A 15,689-nucleotide genomic window follows, 5' to 3' on the forward strand; every position below is an offset into this window, starting at 1 on the left:
GTTTACGACGGTTGTAGGTGTTGGAGACCAGGTATACACCAAGGTTCAGGCAAAGCATTGATCTATATCTGCCCGGATGTTTCTGACGGATAGCCTCCCGTTGGGCTTCGCTGCGCTCAACCCAACCTACGCGCATCGCCCTACGCCCATAAGCATTTAAAAAATCATGTCAACGCAGCAACGCCGACGCGCAGTCGATCGATCGTGCATAAAAAAACCGCCCGAAGGCGGCTTCTTTAAAACATCGGGCTCTTACAGCTGAGGACCGGCGTTTTTGATGGCATCAGAGACGTCGAACTTCTTGAAGTTCTCAACGAACTGCTGCGCCAGACCTTTGGCCGCTTCGTCGTAAGCGTTGCCATCAGCCCAGGTGTTGCGTGGGTTGAGCAGGTTGGTGTCAACGCCAGGCACCGACTTCGGCACGCTGAGGTTGATGATCGGCAGGTGCTCGGTTTCGGTACCGATCAACGCGCCGCTCTGGATCGCTGCAATCACGCCACGGGTGGTGGGGATGTTGAAGCGATTGCCGACGCCGTAACCGCCGCCAGTCCAGCCGGTGTTAACCAGGTAGACCTTGGAGCCGAAGCCGCGGATGCGCTTGATCAGCAGCTCAGCGTATTCGCCAGCCGGACGCGGGAAGAACGGTGCGCCGAAGCAGGTGGAGAAGGTCGACTTGATGCCGCCGCCCGAACCCATTTCGGTGGAACCGACCAGCGCGGTGTAACCGGACAGGAAGTGGTAAGCCGCTTGCTCTTCGTTGAGGATCGAAACCGGTGGCAGCACGCCAGTCAGGTCGCAGGTCAGGAAGATCACAGCGTTCGGCTCGCCACCGAGGTTTTTCTCCGAGCGCTTGTCGACCAGTTCGATCGGGTAAGCGGCGCGGCTGTTCTGGGTCAGGCTGTCGTCGGCGTAGTTCGGCAGACGGGTAACCGGGTCGAGCACCACGTTTTCCAGTACGGCGCCGAACTGAATGGCTTTCCAGATAACCGGCTCGTTCTTCTGCGACAGGTCGATGCACTTGGCGTAGCAGCCGCCTTCGATGTTGAACACGCTACCCACGCCCCAGCCGTGCTCGTCGTCACCGATCAGGTAACGGCTTTCGTCGGCCGACAGGGTGGTTTTACCAGTGCCCGACAGACCGAAGAACAGGGTCACGTCGCCTTCTTCGCCGATGTTGGCTGCGCAGTGCATGGGCAGCACGTCGACGGCCGGCAGCAGGAAGTTCTGCACCGAGAACATGGCTTTCTTCATTTCGCCGGCGTAACGCATGCCCGCGATCAGCACTTTCTTGGCGGCGAAGTTGAGGATCACACAACCATCGGAGTTGGTGCCGTCACGCTCAGGTACGCATTCGAAGCCTGGAACGTTGAGCACTTGCCACTCGGTTTTGCTGCTCGGGTTGTAGGCGGTCGGTTCAATGAACAGGCAGCGACCGAACAGGTTGTGCCACGCAGTGGTGGTGGTCATTTTTACCGGCAGGTAGTGGGCAGGGTCTGCGCCTACATGCACGTGAGATACAAAACGGTCGGACGCTTCGGCGAACGCGGCAACGCGATCCCACAGGGCGTCGAACTTGTCAGCTGGGAACTTGCGGTTGATCGGGCCCCAGGCGATGGCAGCCGAGGTGCCTGGCTCGTCAACGATAAAACGGTCGACTGGCGAGCGGCCGGTGCGGTGGCCAGTGCGGACAACCAGCGAGCCGTTGGCGGCAAGTTCGCCTTCGCCACGACGGATGGCCTCTTCGACCAGTTGTGCGGCGCTAATGTCGGTGTAAATGGCGTTATTGGCTTGCGTCATATGGGGTCCCCGTCGGCCTCAGCCGAGCCTCCAAACGTTTTGTAGTAACGATCAAAAAACTACTACATGTAAAAAAGTGGCCGGATTATGCCAGAAAGCACAATTCAGGTGCAGCCTCTGATCAGTTTCACTGGGCGCTGAACGCCCTGCATTATCAGTGCCGAGTATCGGAGGGGGATTTCACCCCGCCACCGGCGAACAATTGCGCGACATCGGCGGCATCGAACGCATAACGCTCGTTGCAGAACTGGCAGTCGATGACGATGGAGCCGCCACTTTCCACCAGCAGTGCTTCGGCGTCCGGCTCACCCAGGCTGACCAGCGCGTTGGCCGAACGGTCCCGCGAGCAGCTGCATTTGAATTGCAGCGGTTGCGGGTCGAACAGGCGCAGGTTTTCCTCGTGGTAGAGGCGGTGCAGCAGGGTCTGGTTGTCCAGGCCCAACTGCTCTTCGGCACTCAGGGTGTCGGCCAGCACGGTGACGTGCTGCCAACTGGCGGCGCGCTCTTCGCTGTCGGTGATGCGCTCGGCCGGCAGCTGCTGCAAGAGCAAGCCACGGGCGCGGCGGCCATCGGCGTTGAGCCAGAAGCGCGTCGGCAATTGCTCGGATGTCGCGAAGTAGTCAGACAGGCATTCCGACAGATTGATTCCGTCAAGGCCGACAATCCCTTGATAACGCTGACCTTTAGTGGGGTCGACGATCAAGGTCAGCACGCCTTCGGGCATCAGCTCACGCAAGCCGGCATCGGCCGTCACTTGCTCTTCGTGGTAGCGAGCAATTCCGCGAATTTCGCGGTTGCTCGAGCATTCCACCATCAGCAGCGGCACGGCGCCGGAGCTGCGCGCCTGCAGAATCAGCAGGCCATCGAACTTCATGGTGCCGACCAGCAGCGCGGCAGCGGCCAACAGTTCGCCGAGCAATTGCGCGACCGGTTCCGGGTAGGGGTGTTTGGCCAGCACATGGGCGTAGCTCTCACCGAGGGACACCAGCTCGCCGCGCACATCGCTGTCGTCGAACATGAAGCGTTGGGAAAAATCAGACATAGCGGATTCGCAACCTTTGCCAGGGCCGGCGATTTTATGCGCAAAGCCCGCAGGCGACCAAGTTGTCTTCTCTATCGCTACTACGGGTCTCGTCTATAAGCCACGATCGCCACGGAACTGGAATAGCTGACGGCGCTGCTTCTTGCTTGGCCGACCATCGGTTTCCACGCCAATGCTGCCGGCCTTGCGCTGAGCGGCGGCGGCCTCGCGGCGGGTAATGCTGTCGGCCGTTTCGCTGTACAGCAGCTGCGCTTCGGGTGCACCACGGCGCACACCCGACAACGCCTGCACCAGCACCGTGCGTTCGTCGAAGCCGATGCGGATCTGCAGCTCATCGCCCACCTTAGGCTCTTTGCCCGGCTTGCAGCGCTCGCCGCGGCAATGCACCTTGCCACCTTCTATAGCCTCTTTGGCCTGGGCACGGGTCTTGAAGAAGCGCGCCGCCCATAGCCATTTATCCAGGCGTACCTTGTTGTCGTCTTCGTTGTCTTTCATGAACGGCCTTTCAGTTTCGTGACGCTGTAACTCTAACGCTTCATCCACGGATGCGGTTGTCATACTGCACGGCTAGAATCCGTTGACCTTTTGGGGAATGCCGCATTTGAAGACGTTCGACCAACTCACCGTAATCGGCCTGAAAGAATGGATCGCCCTCCCCGACCTCGGTGTGGCCGGCCTGCGCGCCAAGATCGACACCGGCGCCAGCACCTCTAGCCTGCACGCCACCGACATCGTCCCGTTCGAGCGCAATGGCCAGCCGTGGGTGCGCTTCACTGCCCACCTCGGCACCCTGGTGCAACTGCGCCATCGCCACTGCGAAGCACCACTGGTGGCGGTTAAAACCATCAAGAGTTCCAACGGTCAGACCCAAAGCCGTTACGTGATTCGCACCAGCCTGGCCCTGGGTGACCGGGTGTGGCAGGTGGAATTCACCCTCGCCTGCCGCAAGGCCATGCGTTATCGCTTGTTGCTCGGCTCCAAAGCCCTGGTCGACGGCCAATTGGTGGTCAACCCGGGCCTCAGCTATATCCAAGACAAACCGGCGTTCCCGGCCTCCTCTACTTCTGCCACAGGTGCTGCATGAAGATCGCTGTGCTGTCGCGTAACCCGCGTCTGTATTCCACCCGCCGCCTGGTCGAAGCCGGTGAAGCGCGTGGCCATGAAATGGTGGTGATCGATACCCTGCGTGCCTACATGAACATCGCCAGCCACAAGCCGCAGATCCACTACCGCGGCAAACCGCTGGAAGGCTTCGATGCGGTGATTCCGCGCATCGGCGCGTCGGTGACCTTCTATGGCTGCGCGGTGCTGCGCCAGTTCGAAATGATGGGCGTGTTCCCGCTCAACGAATCGGTGGCCATCGCCCGCTCGCGGGACAAACTGCGCTCGCTGCAACTGCTTTCGCGCCGTGGCATCGGCCTGCCAGTGACCGGCTTCGCCCACTCGCCGGACGACATTCCCGACCTGATCCAGATGGTCAACGGCGCGCCGTTGGTGATCAAGGTGCTGGAAGGCACGCAAGGCATCGGCGTGGTGCTGTGCGAAACCGAGAAGGCGGCCGAATCGGTAATCGAGGCCTTTATGGGTCTGAAGCAGAACATCATGGTGCAGGAATACATCAAGGAAGCCGGCGGTGCCGACATCCGCTGTTTCGTGGTTGGCGACAAGGTAATCGCCTCGATGAAACGTCAGGCCAAGCCCGGCGAATTCCGCTCCAACCTGCACCGCGGCGGCACCGCCAGCCTGATCAAGATCACCCCGGAAGAACGCATGACCGCCATTCGCGCGGCCAAGGTCATGGGGTTGTCGGTGGCGGGGGTGGATATCCTGCGTTCCAACCACGGCCCGCTGGTGATGGAAGTGAACTCCTCACCGGGGCTGGAAGGTATTGAAGTGACCACCGGCAAGGATGTCGGCAGCATCATTATTCAGCACCTGGAAAAGAACGGCGGGCCGAATATGGTGCGCACCAAAGGCAAGGGTTAACGCCGCAGGAGAAGAGCTCTTTGTGGCATTAGGGCTTTTGTGGGAGAGGCTGAAGCCTCTCCCACATTGTTCCCCGCTTCCGCTAGAACACGTAGGGCACAAACATCTTGGTGCGCTGCATGTATTCGCGGTACGCCTCACCAAAAAACTCGGTGCATTCAGCCTCATCCCGTTTGGCCGCCAGGTACAGAAACACACTCGCCCCCACCGCCAGCAACACCGTCAACACCCCCGGCTGTTTGAAACAGATACCCCAGTTGAGCAACTGCAACGAGCAGAACAGCGGGTGGCGAATCAGTGCGTAGATGCCGCCCGTGACCAGCTGCGAGGTGCGCTCAAAGGCGTACAGCTCCTCATCGGTACGTTGTTCGGCGTTCGGCCGGCCATCGCGGCGCAGTTGATAGATGCCCAGAAACAGCACCACCAGCGACAGAAACAACAGCACCCAGGACACTTCCTGGTGCCACGAATAACGGTCGAAAAACCACACTGGCGCGTTCAGCACCAGCAGCGCCAGCATCAGCTCCCAGGCCCAGAAGCGGTAAAACCCATGGGACTGCGGATGGCTCATCGCCCGCCAGGAAATCCCCACCAGCACGCCGCTTCCCACGGCGAACGCCAGCCATTGTTGCCACATACCCCTCTCCTTTTATCGCGCCCGACGAAGCAGGCTCGCCTCAGGCGCTGCGCCGCTTGCAGGCCCTCTGTTACACTGCCGGCCTTTGAAAATTCCTACCCGGCACGCAATGGATCGCACCGAACTGCACACGCTGTTGCCCCATCAGGGCAACGCCCTCTGGCTGGACTGCCTGCTCGAGCATGACGCCCTGCGCATTCAGGGCCTGAGTGCCTGGCAGTACCTCGCCGCGTTCGGTACCGACGCCTCGCCCTGCCTGCTGTTCGAAGCCGCCGCCCAGCTGTGTGCCGCGCATGGTGCCCTATACGGCGACGACAGTGCCATTGAAATGGCCCTGGTCGGCAAGCTCTCGCAACTGCAATTGCACCATGAACCGGCCGAGCGTTGCGGTGCGCTGCTAGTTGCCGCCACCCAGGAAGCCCTGAGCCCTGCCGGCGCCCTTTACGCCTTCAGCATTCACGCCAAAGACCAACTGCTACTGGACGGCAAATTGCTGCTGGTGCTGGTCCGTGCTTGAGCTGCGCAACCTCGGCTACCGCTACCCAGGCAGCGAACGTGCGGCCTTGCAGAACATCAATCTGCAGTTGCACGCCGGCCAATGCCTGGGCCTGCTGGGGAGCAACGGCGCGGGCAAAACCACCCTGCTCTCCCTGCTCAGCAACGTGCTCAGCCCACAGCAAGGCGAGCTTAGCTGGCATGGCCCCCGCAGCCTGGCACTGGTGCCACAACAGCTGGCGTTTTATGCCGGCCTGAAGGTGGGCGAAAACCTCAAGCTGTTTGCCGACCTCTATCAACTGCGTGGCACTGAGCGCCGCGAGCGTTTGCAGCTGTGCATCGACTGCACGGGGCTCAGCGACAAGTTGCAGCGCCGCGCCGACAGCCTGTCCGGGGGCGAGCAACGCCGATTGAATTTCGCCATCGGTCTGCTGCAACCGGCGCAGCTCTACCTGTTCGACGAAGCCACAGTCGGTGTCGACGCGCAGAGCCGGCAATTGCTGCTGGCTGCGGTCGAGCAACTGACCGACACCGGCAAGGCCGTGATTTACACCAGCCATTACCTGGAAGAAGTCGAGCGCGTGGCCCAGCGTATTCTGCTGCTGCACGAAGGCCAGGTGCGTCTGGACCTCGACACCACCCAGTTGCTTGGCGCCGACCATGGCTTGCTGCTGGAATGGCCCGATCAACCGCCAGCCGGGTTGGCCGCCGTGCTCACCCGCCTGGAACTGAACGCCGAATTGCTGCCCAGGGGCCTGCGTATCGCCGCGCTGGATGGCAGCCAACTGGCGGTGATCAGCGACTTCGTCGCCAGCCAATCACCGCTGCCCACCCTGATGCGTTTTGGTCGCCCATCGCTGGAACAGCTGTACCTGCGCCTCAATGGAGGCCAGCTATGAGACTGCTCGCGCTGATGCGCAAAGAAGGCCTGCTGCTGGTTCGCGACCCGCATGCGCTGGCGGTGCTGTTCATCATGCCGGCGCTGTTTCTGCTGCTGATGGCCGGCGCCATGTCCAGCTATATGCAGGACCGTTTGCCGCCGCTGCAGCTCAGCCTCGACGTGCCGCAGCACAGCGAAGCCAGCGACTTTTTCCGCACCGCGTTGCAGGCTCAATTGCCCGATAGCCAGATCGACAAGGGCGCCAACCGGGCCACCGTCCGCCTGGCCGCCGACTTCTCCGACACCTTACTGGCCACCCCGCACCAGGGCCCGAGCCTGAGTTTCCCGGCGCAGTTCGATCGCCTCTCACGCCAGCGTTTGCACAGCGCCGTCAGCATCGCCCTGGCGCAGACCCGCCTGCTCGCCTACCTGCAAGACAGCGGCGCGCTGGCCCCACAGCTGAGCGCCGCCGAGCGCCTGGAGCTGATTCAGCAGCGCACCCAAAGCCAGATCGACGAGCAGCAGCAACTGGCCAATGGCGACCTCAGCAGCCAGGCCAATGCCACACAAATGAGCGTGCCGGCCTGGCTGATCTTCGGCATGTTCTTCGTCGTGCTGCCGATGGCTGGCGGTTTTCAGCGCGAGCAGCAGAGCGGCACGCTGCTGCGTCTGCGCTGCCTGGGGCTGAGCCTGCGCACCCTGGTGCTGAGCAAGGTGCTGCCGTATATGGCACTCAATCTGCTGCAGTTCGTCTTGCTGCTGGCGCTCGGGGTTTATGGTTTGCCGGCCCTGGGCCTGGAGCCGTTGAGCTTGCCCGGTAGCCCGGTCGCCTACCTGCTGCTGGCCGTCAGCATCGCCCTCACCACCAGTTGCCTCGGGCTGCTGCTCGCCGCCGTGGCGCGCAGTGCCGAACAGGCGCTGCTGCTCGGCGGCGGGATCAATATTCTGCTGGCGGCCATCGGCGGCATCATGGTGCCCAAGAGCGTGATGCCGGCGGCCATGGCCCAACTGGCCGAAGTGTCTCCCATGAGTTGGGCGCTGGACGCCTTTCTCACCCTGCTGGTGGGCCACGGCTCACTGGCCGACATCGCCCCCTACTGCCTGCGCCTGCTGCTGCTTGCCGCCGTGCTCGGTTCGTTGGGGTTGTTCCTGTTCAAGCAGCGAGTGCAGCACACGCAATGGACCACACACTATTAGAACAACAGCTCAAGCAGCTGCTGATCCGCGAATGCGACAAGGAAGACGATATCGACTGGCAAAGCATCGCCGACGATGAGCCCTTGTTCGGCCCGAAAAGCCGCATCCAGATGGACAGCCTGGATGCCCTGCAGGTGTCCCTGGCGCTGCAGCAGCACTACAACGTGCGCATCGAAGGGGCCAAAGACGGCCGCCGCATTCTCAATACCATCGCCACCATCGCGGCCTATATCAGGCAGTCGCAGTGACCCCGGTGTACCTGCAACGCGGCGCCCTGCAGTGCGCCCTGAGCAATGACCTGGTCGGCGCCAGCCAGGCGATGGCAGGTGGTCAACGCGCCGAGGGCCGGCCATTCGCGTTGCACGAATTGCGGCAACCGCGCACCTACCTGAATGTGCCTGGCGACGACGTCAGCCTCGACCAGCGCCTGGATGCCGTAGTCGCTGAGGCCCTCGGCGCCGATCACGGTGCGCTGAGCGACTGCCTGTTGATCGTTGCCAGCACCAGCCTGGATATCACCGCGCTGGAAACACTGGCCGGCGACCAAGGGCAATTTCTCCCCAGCGACTCCACGCCGCTGGACCTGGAGGCCGAACAGCTGCGCAGCCGCTGGGGGTTTGCCGATGCCTTTACCCTCAACACCGCCTGCACCAGCGCCGCCAACGGCTTGCTGTACGGCGCCCGCCTGTTGGCCAGCGGGCCATTCGCCCGCGCCGTGGTGCTGGCGTTCGAAACGCCCAGCGCCTTGGCCATGCAGGGTTTTGGCGCCCTCGATTTGCTCAGCCCGAGTGGCCACTACCGGCCGTTTCATCCGGAGCGCGATGGCCTCGTACTGGGTGAAACCTACGCCGCCGCGCTGCTCTCGCTCGAACCCGGCGACGCGCCATTGGCCCGTTTGCTCGGCGGCTTCAGTGCCTGCGACACCAGCAGCCTGACCACCACCCGCGAAGACGGCAGCCATATCAACTGGGTCATGCGACAAGCGCTGAAAAGCGCGCAACGCGATGCCGACGATGTCGCCTTGGTCAAACTGCACGGCACCGCCACCCAGGCCAACGACCACGCCGAACGCAACGGCATGCTCAGCCTGTATGGCGAAAAGATGCCGGCCTTGTGCGTGCTCAAACCCTGGCTCGGCCACACCCTCGGCGCCTGCGGGCTGAGTGAAACCTTGCTGCTGATGCAGGCCCTGCAACAGCAGCAACTGCCGGGGCTGGACTATGCGGCCGAGGCCAGCCTGCCATTGAGCGGCGAACCGGTGGTGTTGAACGAGAACGCCGTGCTGCTGGCCAACTTCTTCGGCTTTGGCGGCAACAACGCCAGCCTGGTGTTGCAGTGCGTGGGAGGTGCGTCATGAAGGTGATCGCTGCCAGCGAAATCCGTGGCTCGGCCAGCACCAGCGACAAGGACCTGAAGGCTGCGCTGGGCCAGTGGTTGAGCAACCCGCCACGGCGTATCGACCGCCTGATCTTCCAGGCCCTGCTCGGTGCTGCGGCGCTGAAAGAGCAGGTGCGCAGCGACTGCGGCCTGTACCTCGCCTCCCGCCACCCCGCCAGGCCGACCATGATCGCCCTGCTGGAAGCGGTGTGCGTGCAGTACAAACAACCCAAGCCGTTCGAGTTCGTGAATAGCGTGAGCAACGCCGCCGGTTTTCATGTGGCGCAGCAGTTTGGGCTGGAAGGGCCGAACCTGTTTATCGGTGCCGGGCCTCGGGTGTGGTCGCAGTTGCTGCGGTTGGCGCGGACGGATGTGCAGGCGGGGGTGATCAGTCAGGCGTTGTTGCTGGTGGTGGATGAGTGTGGGGATTTTTGTGTGCAGGGGGTGTTGCTGGAGGGGGATGGGGAATTGGCTGCGATTAGCTTTGCCGAGCTGACCGCTGAGACCGCCGTGCAACACCTCAACCTCGCCTAACTCGGTACCGTAGGAGCGGCTGGGCGGCATTCCGATTAGCCGCGATGCTTTTACCCTCAAAAACATCGCGGCTGAAGCCGCTCCTACAAGATCAAAAGCATCGAGGCTTCAGCCTCTACGTTTGGCCCAGGCGCCAAGCTCTTTCATCAGAGCGCGTTCTTGCAACGCAATCCCGCGCAACGCATCCGCAATCGGGGCGAAATTCGGCGCTTCGGTTTTACTCCGGCTAGCCCGTACACATGCCGAGGCAAACTGCCGCCAGTTGTCGCCAATCGCGGTGAGTTGCGCCGAGGCTTCGCGCAAGTTGGCGTCGCCCAGTTTCTCCCCCGCTTCCTGCAAAAAGCTCGCGTACATAAAGCGGAAGCCGGCGCCGCCGGTGCCGATTTCTTCCTGCATGCGCACGATATGGGTGAGGTACAGGCGGTTGTATTTCACCTGGCTGGGGTCGAGCTGTTCGACTTTGCTGGCCAGGTGCTGAATGCCGCGAATGCCGATCCACGGCAATGGCATGCCGTCGAGAATGCGCGTGGTGGAGAGCACGCTCTGGCGGATCAGTTTGTTCCAGTCCTGCGCAAGCGGCACATCGTCCAGCCAGTACATCAGGCCCTTGGCCGCCAGAGCGCCTTTGGCGAAGCGGGCTTTTTGCAGGTCTTCACTGGCGCAGCGCACCGGTTCTTCAAACACCGGGTCGCTGATCAGGTAGTCATTGCCTTCACGGCCATAGGCCAACAGGTTGTGGGCGTTGAAGTGAAAGCGCATTTCTGGCGGGAAATACGGCAGCCAGAACACCGAGCTCTGCAGGCCGGCCAGGCGACCGCTGTCCAGGGCCGCGTCCAGGGCCAAGCGACCCTGCTCGGGTTTACCGAAGGTTTGCGTGTGCAGCGTGGCGCCCAGGCGTTTGCTCAGGGTTTTGATCAGGTGCTTGGGCGGCATGCGATAGGCAATCAGCGGCATGCCGCTGAGTTTGACGATGGGCAGGTAGGCAAACGCCAGGCCCGAGGCCAACCCGAAGGCCATCGGCTCGCTCATGGGCAGGCCGGCATGGGTCAGCAGGCTGGCCATCACGCCGCTTTCGCAGTGGGCGCTCTGGCGGTGTTGGAAACTGCTCATGCCTTGTCCTTGTGTTGATACTGAGTCAGGTCGGCCAGCGGCAAACCGAAAGCGTCGGCATAACGGCCGAGAATCGCCGGCGACAGGCGCTGATACACCGTCGGGCGAAAGTGCCGGCGAATCCGCCATTGCCACAACCCGGTGATCTGCGCGAGCGCCGGTTCATCCAGACGGTAGCGGTACATCAGAAATTTCAGCGGCGACAGCTCACCACGCTGCCAGGCCGCATTGGCATCGGCAGCCAGGTCTTCCAGCTCTTGCACGGCCAACTGAGTGGCGTAGGCCTCAGGTTCCCAGCCATCGCTTTGCGAGCCCTGGTAATGGCCGTTGGCGTCTACCGCGTAGACCAGTTTGCTGTGGCCACCGTAGGTGGAACTGTGGTCTTGCGGCACCTCATCAAGCTTCATTGCCAACCACCGTCAGATGCATAAAGGCACTGGAGAAACGCCCGCTTTCGGGCACGTAGCAGAGCAGGCGCTGGCCGCTGCGCAGGCGGCCGCCGTTGAACAGCTCTTCGAGCATGATGAAGATCGACGCCGCGCCGGTGTTGCCCTTGCTGGTGAGATTGGTGAACCAGCGCTCCTGCGGGATCGGCAAGTCGGCGTTACGCAGGCCGACGGCCAGACGCTCGCGGAAGAATTCCGAGGAATAGTGCGGCAGGAACAGGTCGATCTCGTCGGCATGCAGGCGACGCTTGGACATGATCCGCTGCAGCGCCTGCTCGACGGTGTATTTGACGATGTTGTCGTTGAGCAGTTTGACGTTCTGCTTGATCGCCATCACCGAGTGGCGGTTGCGCCCGTCGGCGTCATAGCGGCTCCACCCCTTGAGCTGGCCGTCGACCATATCGGCTCCGGCATACATGCAGGCGGGCATCTGGTCAGCGAAGGAATAGATATCCAGCCAGTCGATGCGCAGGCTCAGGCCTTGGCGATTAGCCTGCTGTTGCAGCAGAACGGCGCCGGCGCCGTCGGAGAGCATCCAGCGCAGAAAGTCTTTTTCGAAGGCGATTTCCGGATGGTTTTCCAGCTCGTCGACACGGCTTTCGTATTCGGCGTTGAAGTTCTTCGCCTGCATCAGCACCGAGGCCACTTCCGAACCGCAGGCCACGGCGTTCTGGCTTTCGCCGCTGGCGACGCTGAGCCAGGCGTATTTCAACGCGCTCATGCCGCACAGGCAGATACCGGCAGTGGACACCACCTCGCACGGCGGGTTGCCCAGCTCGCCATGCACCATCACCGCGTGGTTGGGCATCACCTGGTCCGGCGAGGAACTACTGGCCACCAGGCAGTCGAGCTGGTCGAGCTCGAAACCGTCGCCGGCCAGGCCGCGAATGGCTTCGGCGCTGACCTGGGCATTGGTCATGCTTGGCTCGCCGGTAGCCGGGTCGATCACGTAGTGGCGGCTTTGAATGCCGTTGCTGCGCAGCACCAGTTTGCGAGCCCGCGAAGGCCGCGCACCGACCAGGCCCAGGCGCGCTTCCATGCTGTCGTTGTCGACGGCCTCATGGGGCAGAAAGGCGCTGATGCGGTTGATGAATACGGGTTGAACCACGGTACTTCCTTTTCGATGCTTGCTCGAGTCACTTCAGGGCGCGCGCGGCGGTGCCAGCGGCACGGCGACGGCGCTCATCACTCACCAGACGGGCCGGCAAAGTAGGCTTTCTGCCGCTGGGTACGGGCCTTGAACACCGGCGCCAACAGCTTCTTCAGAACGGCGCCAAGGGGCACCACGGTAATGATCAGGCACAGCAGAAAGACCACATACACCACCAGCCCCAGGCCACGGCGCAGGCTTTGCTGCGGACCGATGGCGGCGAGCAGGCGGCTCCACAACTGGAAGCTGCGGTTGCCGACGGTTTCGCTGCCGATCAGTTTTTCGTCCACCCGCACCGCGCCCAGGCCTTGCAGCATGGGCTCGGTCAGCGGTAGTTGATCGCGGTTCAAGCGCTGCGCAATGGCCTCGCCAAAGCGGCCGGATGCAGCGATTTCGGCGTCATCGATGCCGGCACGCGGCACCCAGCTGTAGGGCTTTTGCCGGCCAGTGAACATCCACAGCGGGGTGCTCAGAAAGCTCGCGGCGGTGCCACAGGCATCGGTCAGGGCGACGTTGTCGAGCAGGCGTGCGCCGAGTTCGTTGAGGCGGGTTTTGAGTTTTTCCTGGGCCATCAGCCACATGTTGCGGCAGCCAATCACCGTCACCACCGGCGTATCGCGCAACAGGCGCGCGGCTTCGGGCGAAGCGAGAAAGCTGGTGATCGGCAACGAAGGCGTGAGGAACCACACCTGGTAGGCCAGAATGATCAGGTCGTAACGTTTGTCAGGATCGACCGCCAAGGGTTTCAGCGGCTGCGGGCGCATCAGCACGGTCTCCGGGAATATCCGGAAAAAGCTGAGAAACGGCCAGGGAAAGGGGTAAGGTTGCGCGGGCTCAATGGCCAGACAGTCCACCTGAATGTCGCTCTGCTGTTGCAGCGGGCCGCACACGGCATTGACCAGTCGGCTCAACTGCCCTGTCTGCGAATAGTGAACCACCAACACCTGACGCATAACGCGCGCAATCCTTGCATCACAAAAGTGCCGGAATTATGCCACACCGAAATCATCCTTCTGTAACCAAGCTGGCCAGATCTGCCGGCTTGTTCCTGTTACTCGTCGGGGCGCAGGCCGTGGCGGGCGACATTGTGGTCAAGATCGATGGCGTTCAGGCCGAGGGCGAGTTTGGCCTGGCCTTGGTGTTTGCCGAGCAGCAGGGCTGGCCGCCAACGCCGCTGCGCGAAGTGCACAGCAGCGAGCGCACGATACGCCTGCGCAACCTGCCGCCGGGGCGGTATGCGCTGCAGCTGTTTCAGGACAGCAATGGCAATGGCCAACTGGACCTGAGCCCGCGTGGCGTGCCATTGGAGCCGGTGGGATTTTCTGCCAACCCGGCGCTGCTGATGGGTAAGCCGACGCCATTGAAGTGTGGGTTTGAGCATGGAAGCGGCGATACGGAAGTGCAGATCAAACTGCAATCACCGAAGGCCAAACGCTGAACGAGCTGTTGTGGGAGGGGCTTTGGCCGCGAGCTTTTGATCTCATGCTGCAAAGATCAAGAGCATCGCGGCTGAAGCCGCTCCTACGGACCTGCCTACAACAAGACGAGTTACTTCTTGATCGACCCATCCGGCGTACGCCAGATCAGCTTGCCGGTTTCATAACCTTGGCCTTTGGCGACATCCAGCAGTTTGTCCTTCATGCCGGGCTTGAGTTCAGGTGTACGCGACAGCAACCACAGGTAGTCGTGGTTCGGGCTACCGACCAGCGCAGTGGTGTAGTCGTCATCCAGGTACAGCACCCAGTATTCGCCTTTGGCGACGCCCGGCAGCACATCGCTGACCCAGTTATCGAAGGTCACCCAGAGCTTGTCGGTCTTGCCCTCGACTTGCGGCACCGCCTCGCCCTTGGCTTCCTGCCATTTACCTTCAAGGGTGCGGCAGCGATTCAGCACACCAACCTTGCCATCGGCCTGCAGGGTGTAATGGGCTTCGGATTGCGCGCAGTCGCGCTGGAAGAACATCGGCAGGCGCGCCGCTTCGTACCAGGTGCCCTGGTAACGTTCGAGGTCGACCTTATCCACGGTTTTGGGCGGCACCGAGCCGGTACCCGAATTGGCGCAACCGGCCAGCAAAAGCGTACTGGCGCACAGCGAAAGAAAAAAACGCATAAAACGTCCCTCCTTATTTCAAGCCATGGCCCGCGAACACCACCACTTTGTCGCCGGCGTATTGAATGCTGATGTAGCGCTCTTTATCACCCCAGGTGCAGCTCGACAGGCCCAAGGCGCCCGAGCAGTCGGAGGGAGTACCGAGCAGGTTTTCCACTTCGGCCTTGTTCATGCCGACGGTGATTTTCGAGTAGTTGTCCTGATTGACCTTGCTGCAGGCAGTGATCAATACGCAGACCGAGAGCAAAAGGAAGCGACGCAGGGTCATGAAAAAACTCCAAGGCAGGGAAAGGGGGCAGGCGACGGGCAACTGCCTGCTTGGACGTCAGAAGCCGGAACCGGGCTCCTTGAGATAGGAAATTTCCTCAGCCGTACTGTCGCGGCCAAGTGCCTGATTACGATGAGGAAAACGCCCGAAGCGGGCGATCACACGCTGATGACGTTCAGCGTAGTCGAAGGTGTTGACGAAGTAGGCACGCTCTTCCTCACCGACCTGCTCCAGCAAGCCGCCGAACAGCTCGATAGCCAGGTTCTGGCTGGCGAGGTCCTCGTGGTGTTCCAGCACCAGGTACACAAAGGTTTGCTCCAGCGGTGCCAGCGCCTGCTCCCAGCCGGCAGCCAGACCACGGGCGACCAATTGCTGGGCGCCCGCGTCGCCGGAATAGGCGAAAGGGCTGTCGCGGTAAATCATCCGTGGCAGCTGGTCGAGCAACAGGATCAGCGCCAGCCAACCCTCGGCGGTCTCGGTCCAGGCGTCCAGTTCACCCGCCAGCGCTTGGCGCACCAAAGGTGCAAAGTACTCGCGGGCGTAGTCGTCCTGGCTATCCTGCTTGCCGAACCACAGGCCTTGCTGACCGGCCGCCACCTCGGCCACCGTCTCACCGGGACCAAACCACCAGTCCAGCAACGGCTGCCAAGGGGCGCTCATG

General features: G+C 62.1%; 20 protein-coding genes. 9 read left to right on the forward strand and 11 right to left on the reverse strand.

Going from position 1 to position 15,689, the window contains the following annotated elements; all coding sequences use genetic code 11:
• Nucleotides 1-252: 252 nt before the first annotated feature.
• The 3 genes from C8K61_RS11955 to C8K61_RS11965 form a co-directional block, all read right to left on the reverse strand.
• On the reverse strand, nt 253-1,797 hold the full coding sequence (locus C8K61_RS11955; protein ID WP_108096484.1) for a phosphoenolpyruvate carboxykinase: 1,545 nt from the start codon (nt 1,795-1,797) through the stop codon (nt 253-255).
• A 154-nt stretch (nt 1,798-1,951) separates the two neighbouring features.
• A complete protein-coding gene (hslO, locus tag C8K61_RS11960; protein WP_108096485.1) occupies nt 1,952-2,839 on the reverse strand; it encodes an Hsp33 family molecular chaperone HslO in 888 nt (295 codons plus the stop codon).
• Nucleotides 2,840-2,932: 93 nt separating this feature from the next.
• Complete coding sequence (locus tag C8K61_RS11965; protein WP_108096486.1) at nt 2,933-3,334, reverse strand: RNA-binding S4 domain-containing protein; 402 nt, start codon at nt 3,332-3,334, stop codon at nt 2,933-2,935.
• A gap of 106 nt (nt 3,335-3,440) precedes the next feature.
• On the opposite strand from C8K61_RS11965, the gene C8K61_RS11970 reads away from it, so the two are divergent.
• Entirely contained in the window at nt 3,441-3,923 is a 483-nt protein-coding gene (locus tag C8K61_RS11970; RefSeq protein ID WP_108096560.1) for an ATP-dependent zinc protease, read from the forward strand.
• A complete protein-coding gene (rimK, locus tag C8K61_RS11975) occupies nt 3,920-4,825 on the forward strand; it encodes a 30S ribosomal protein S6--L-glutamate ligase (RefSeq protein WP_108096487.1) in 906 nt (301 codons plus the stop codon). Before C8K61_RS11970 ends, rimK begins: the two co-directional genes overlap by 4 nt.
• A gap of 82 nt (nt 4,826-4,907) precedes the next feature.
• Here the strand turns inward: rimK and C8K61_RS11980 are convergent, their stop codons facing one another.
• Nucleotides 4,908-5,462, reverse strand: a complete 555-nt coding sequence (locus C8K61_RS11980) for an isoprenylcysteine carboxylmethyltransferase family protein (protein WP_108096488.1) — start codon at nt 5,460-5,462, stop codon at nt 4,908-4,910.
• 109 nt (nt 5,463-5,571) lie between these two features.
• Here C8K61_RS11980 and C8K61_RS11985 point away from each other — a divergent pair, with 109 nt between their 5' ends.
• Genes C8K61_RS11985 through C8K61_RS12010 form a run of 6 tightly spaced genes read left to right on the forward strand, consistent with a single transcriptional unit; the run spans nt 5,572 to nt 9,945 of the window.
• Complete coding sequence (locus C8K61_RS11985; protein WP_108096489.1) at nt 5,572-5,979, forward strand: beta-hydroxyacyl-ACP dehydratase; 408 nt, start codon at nt 5,572-5,574, stop codon at nt 5,977-5,979.
• On the forward strand, nt 5,972-6,856 hold the full coding sequence (locus C8K61_RS11990; protein WP_108096490.1) for an ABC transporter ATP-binding protein: 885 nt from the start codon (nt 5,972-5,974) through the stop codon (nt 6,854-6,856). Before C8K61_RS11985 ends, C8K61_RS11990 begins: the two co-directional genes overlap by 8 nt.
• A complete protein-coding gene (locus C8K61_RS11995; RefSeq protein WP_108096491.1) occupies nt 6,853-8,034 on the forward strand; it encodes an ABC transporter permease in 1,182 nt (393 codons plus the stop codon). Before C8K61_RS11990 ends, C8K61_RS11995 begins: the two co-directional genes overlap by 4 nt.
• Nucleotides 8,016-8,282, forward strand: coding sequence for an acyl carrier protein (locus tag C8K61_RS12000; protein WP_108096492.1), 267 nt, complete (start codon nt 8,016-8,018; stop codon nt 8,280-8,282). The genes C8K61_RS11995 and C8K61_RS12000 overlap by 19 nt, the downstream gene beginning before the upstream one ends.
• Nucleotides 8,279-9,391, forward strand: coding sequence for a beta-ketoacyl synthase N-terminal-like domain-containing protein (locus tag C8K61_RS12005; protein WP_108096493.1), 1,113 nt, complete (start codon nt 8,279-8,281; stop codon nt 9,389-9,391). Before C8K61_RS12000 ends, C8K61_RS12005 begins: the two co-directional genes overlap by 4 nt.
• Nucleotides 9,388-9,945, forward strand: coding sequence for a hypothetical protein (locus C8K61_RS12010; protein WP_108096494.1), 558 nt, complete (start codon nt 9,388-9,390; stop codon nt 9,943-9,945). Before C8K61_RS12005 ends, C8K61_RS12010 begins: the two co-directional genes overlap by 4 nt.
• 108 nt (nt 9,946-10,053) lie before the next feature.
• On the opposite strand, the gene C8K61_RS12015 is transcribed toward C8K61_RS12010, so the two are convergent.
• From C8K61_RS12015 to C8K61_RS12030, 4 genes are all read right to left on the reverse strand, one after another.
• On the reverse strand, nt 10,054-11,055 hold the full coding sequence (locus C8K61_RS12015) for a BtrH N-terminal domain-containing protein (RefSeq protein WP_108096495.1): 1,002 nt from the start codon (nt 11,053-11,055) through the stop codon (nt 10,054-10,056).
• Nucleotides 11,052-11,462, reverse strand: coding sequence for a hypothetical protein (locus C8K61_RS12020; protein WP_108096496.1), 411 nt, complete (start codon nt 11,460-11,462; stop codon nt 11,052-11,054). The genes C8K61_RS12015 and C8K61_RS12020 overlap by 4 nt, the downstream gene beginning before the upstream one ends.
• Nucleotides 11,452-12,609, reverse strand: a complete 1,158-nt coding sequence (locus C8K61_RS12025) for a beta-ketoacyl-ACP synthase III (RefSeq protein WP_108096497.1) — start codon at nt 12,607-12,609, stop codon at nt 11,452-11,454. The genes C8K61_RS12020 and C8K61_RS12025 overlap by 11 nt, the downstream gene beginning before the upstream one ends.
• A gap of 77 nt (nt 12,610-12,686) precedes the next feature.
• On the reverse strand, nt 12,687-13,604 hold the full coding sequence (locus C8K61_RS12030) for a hypothetical protein (protein ID WP_108096498.1): 918 nt from the start codon (nt 13,602-13,604) through the stop codon (nt 12,687-12,689).
• A gap of 89 nt (nt 13,605-13,693) precedes the next feature.
• Here C8K61_RS12030 and C8K61_RS12035 point away from each other — a divergent pair, with 89 nt between their 5' ends.
• Entirely contained in the window at nt 13,694-14,089 is a 396-nt protein-coding gene (locus C8K61_RS12035) for a DUF2141 domain-containing protein (protein ID WP_256589413.1), read from the forward strand.
• Between the two features lie 110 nt (nt 14,090-14,199).
• On the opposite strand, the gene C8K61_RS12040 is transcribed toward C8K61_RS12035, so the two are convergent.
• From C8K61_RS12040 to C8K61_RS12050, 3 genes are read right to left on the reverse strand one after another with little or no spacing between them, the layout of a single operon-like run.
• Nucleotides 14,200-14,760 carry a lipocalin family protein gene (locus tag C8K61_RS12040; RefSeq protein WP_108096500.1) on the reverse strand — a complete coding sequence of 187 codons (561 nt, stop codon included), beginning with the start codon at nt 14,758-14,760 and terminating at the stop codon, nt 14,200-14,202.
• Between the two features lie 13 nt (nt 14,761-14,773).
• A complete protein-coding gene (gene bamE / locus C8K61_RS12045; protein ID WP_108096501.1) occupies nt 14,774-15,028 on the reverse strand; it encodes an outer membrane protein assembly factor BamE in 255 nt (84 codons plus the stop codon).
• A 57-nt stretch (nt 15,029-15,085) separates the two neighbouring features.
• Nucleotides 15,086-15,688: a DUF924 family protein gene (locus tag C8K61_RS12050; RefSeq protein ID WP_108096502.1), complete on the reverse strand. Its 603-nt coding sequence runs from the start codon at nt 15,686-15,688 to the stop codon at nt 15,086-15,088.
• Between the last annotated feature and the right edge of the window lies 1 nt (nt 15,689).

Source organism: Pseudomonas sp. GV071 (assembly GCF_003050835.1).
In the GTDB taxonomy this organism is placed as follows: Bacteria; Pseudomonadota; Gammaproteobacteria; order Pseudomonadales; family Pseudomonadaceae; genus Aquipseudomonas.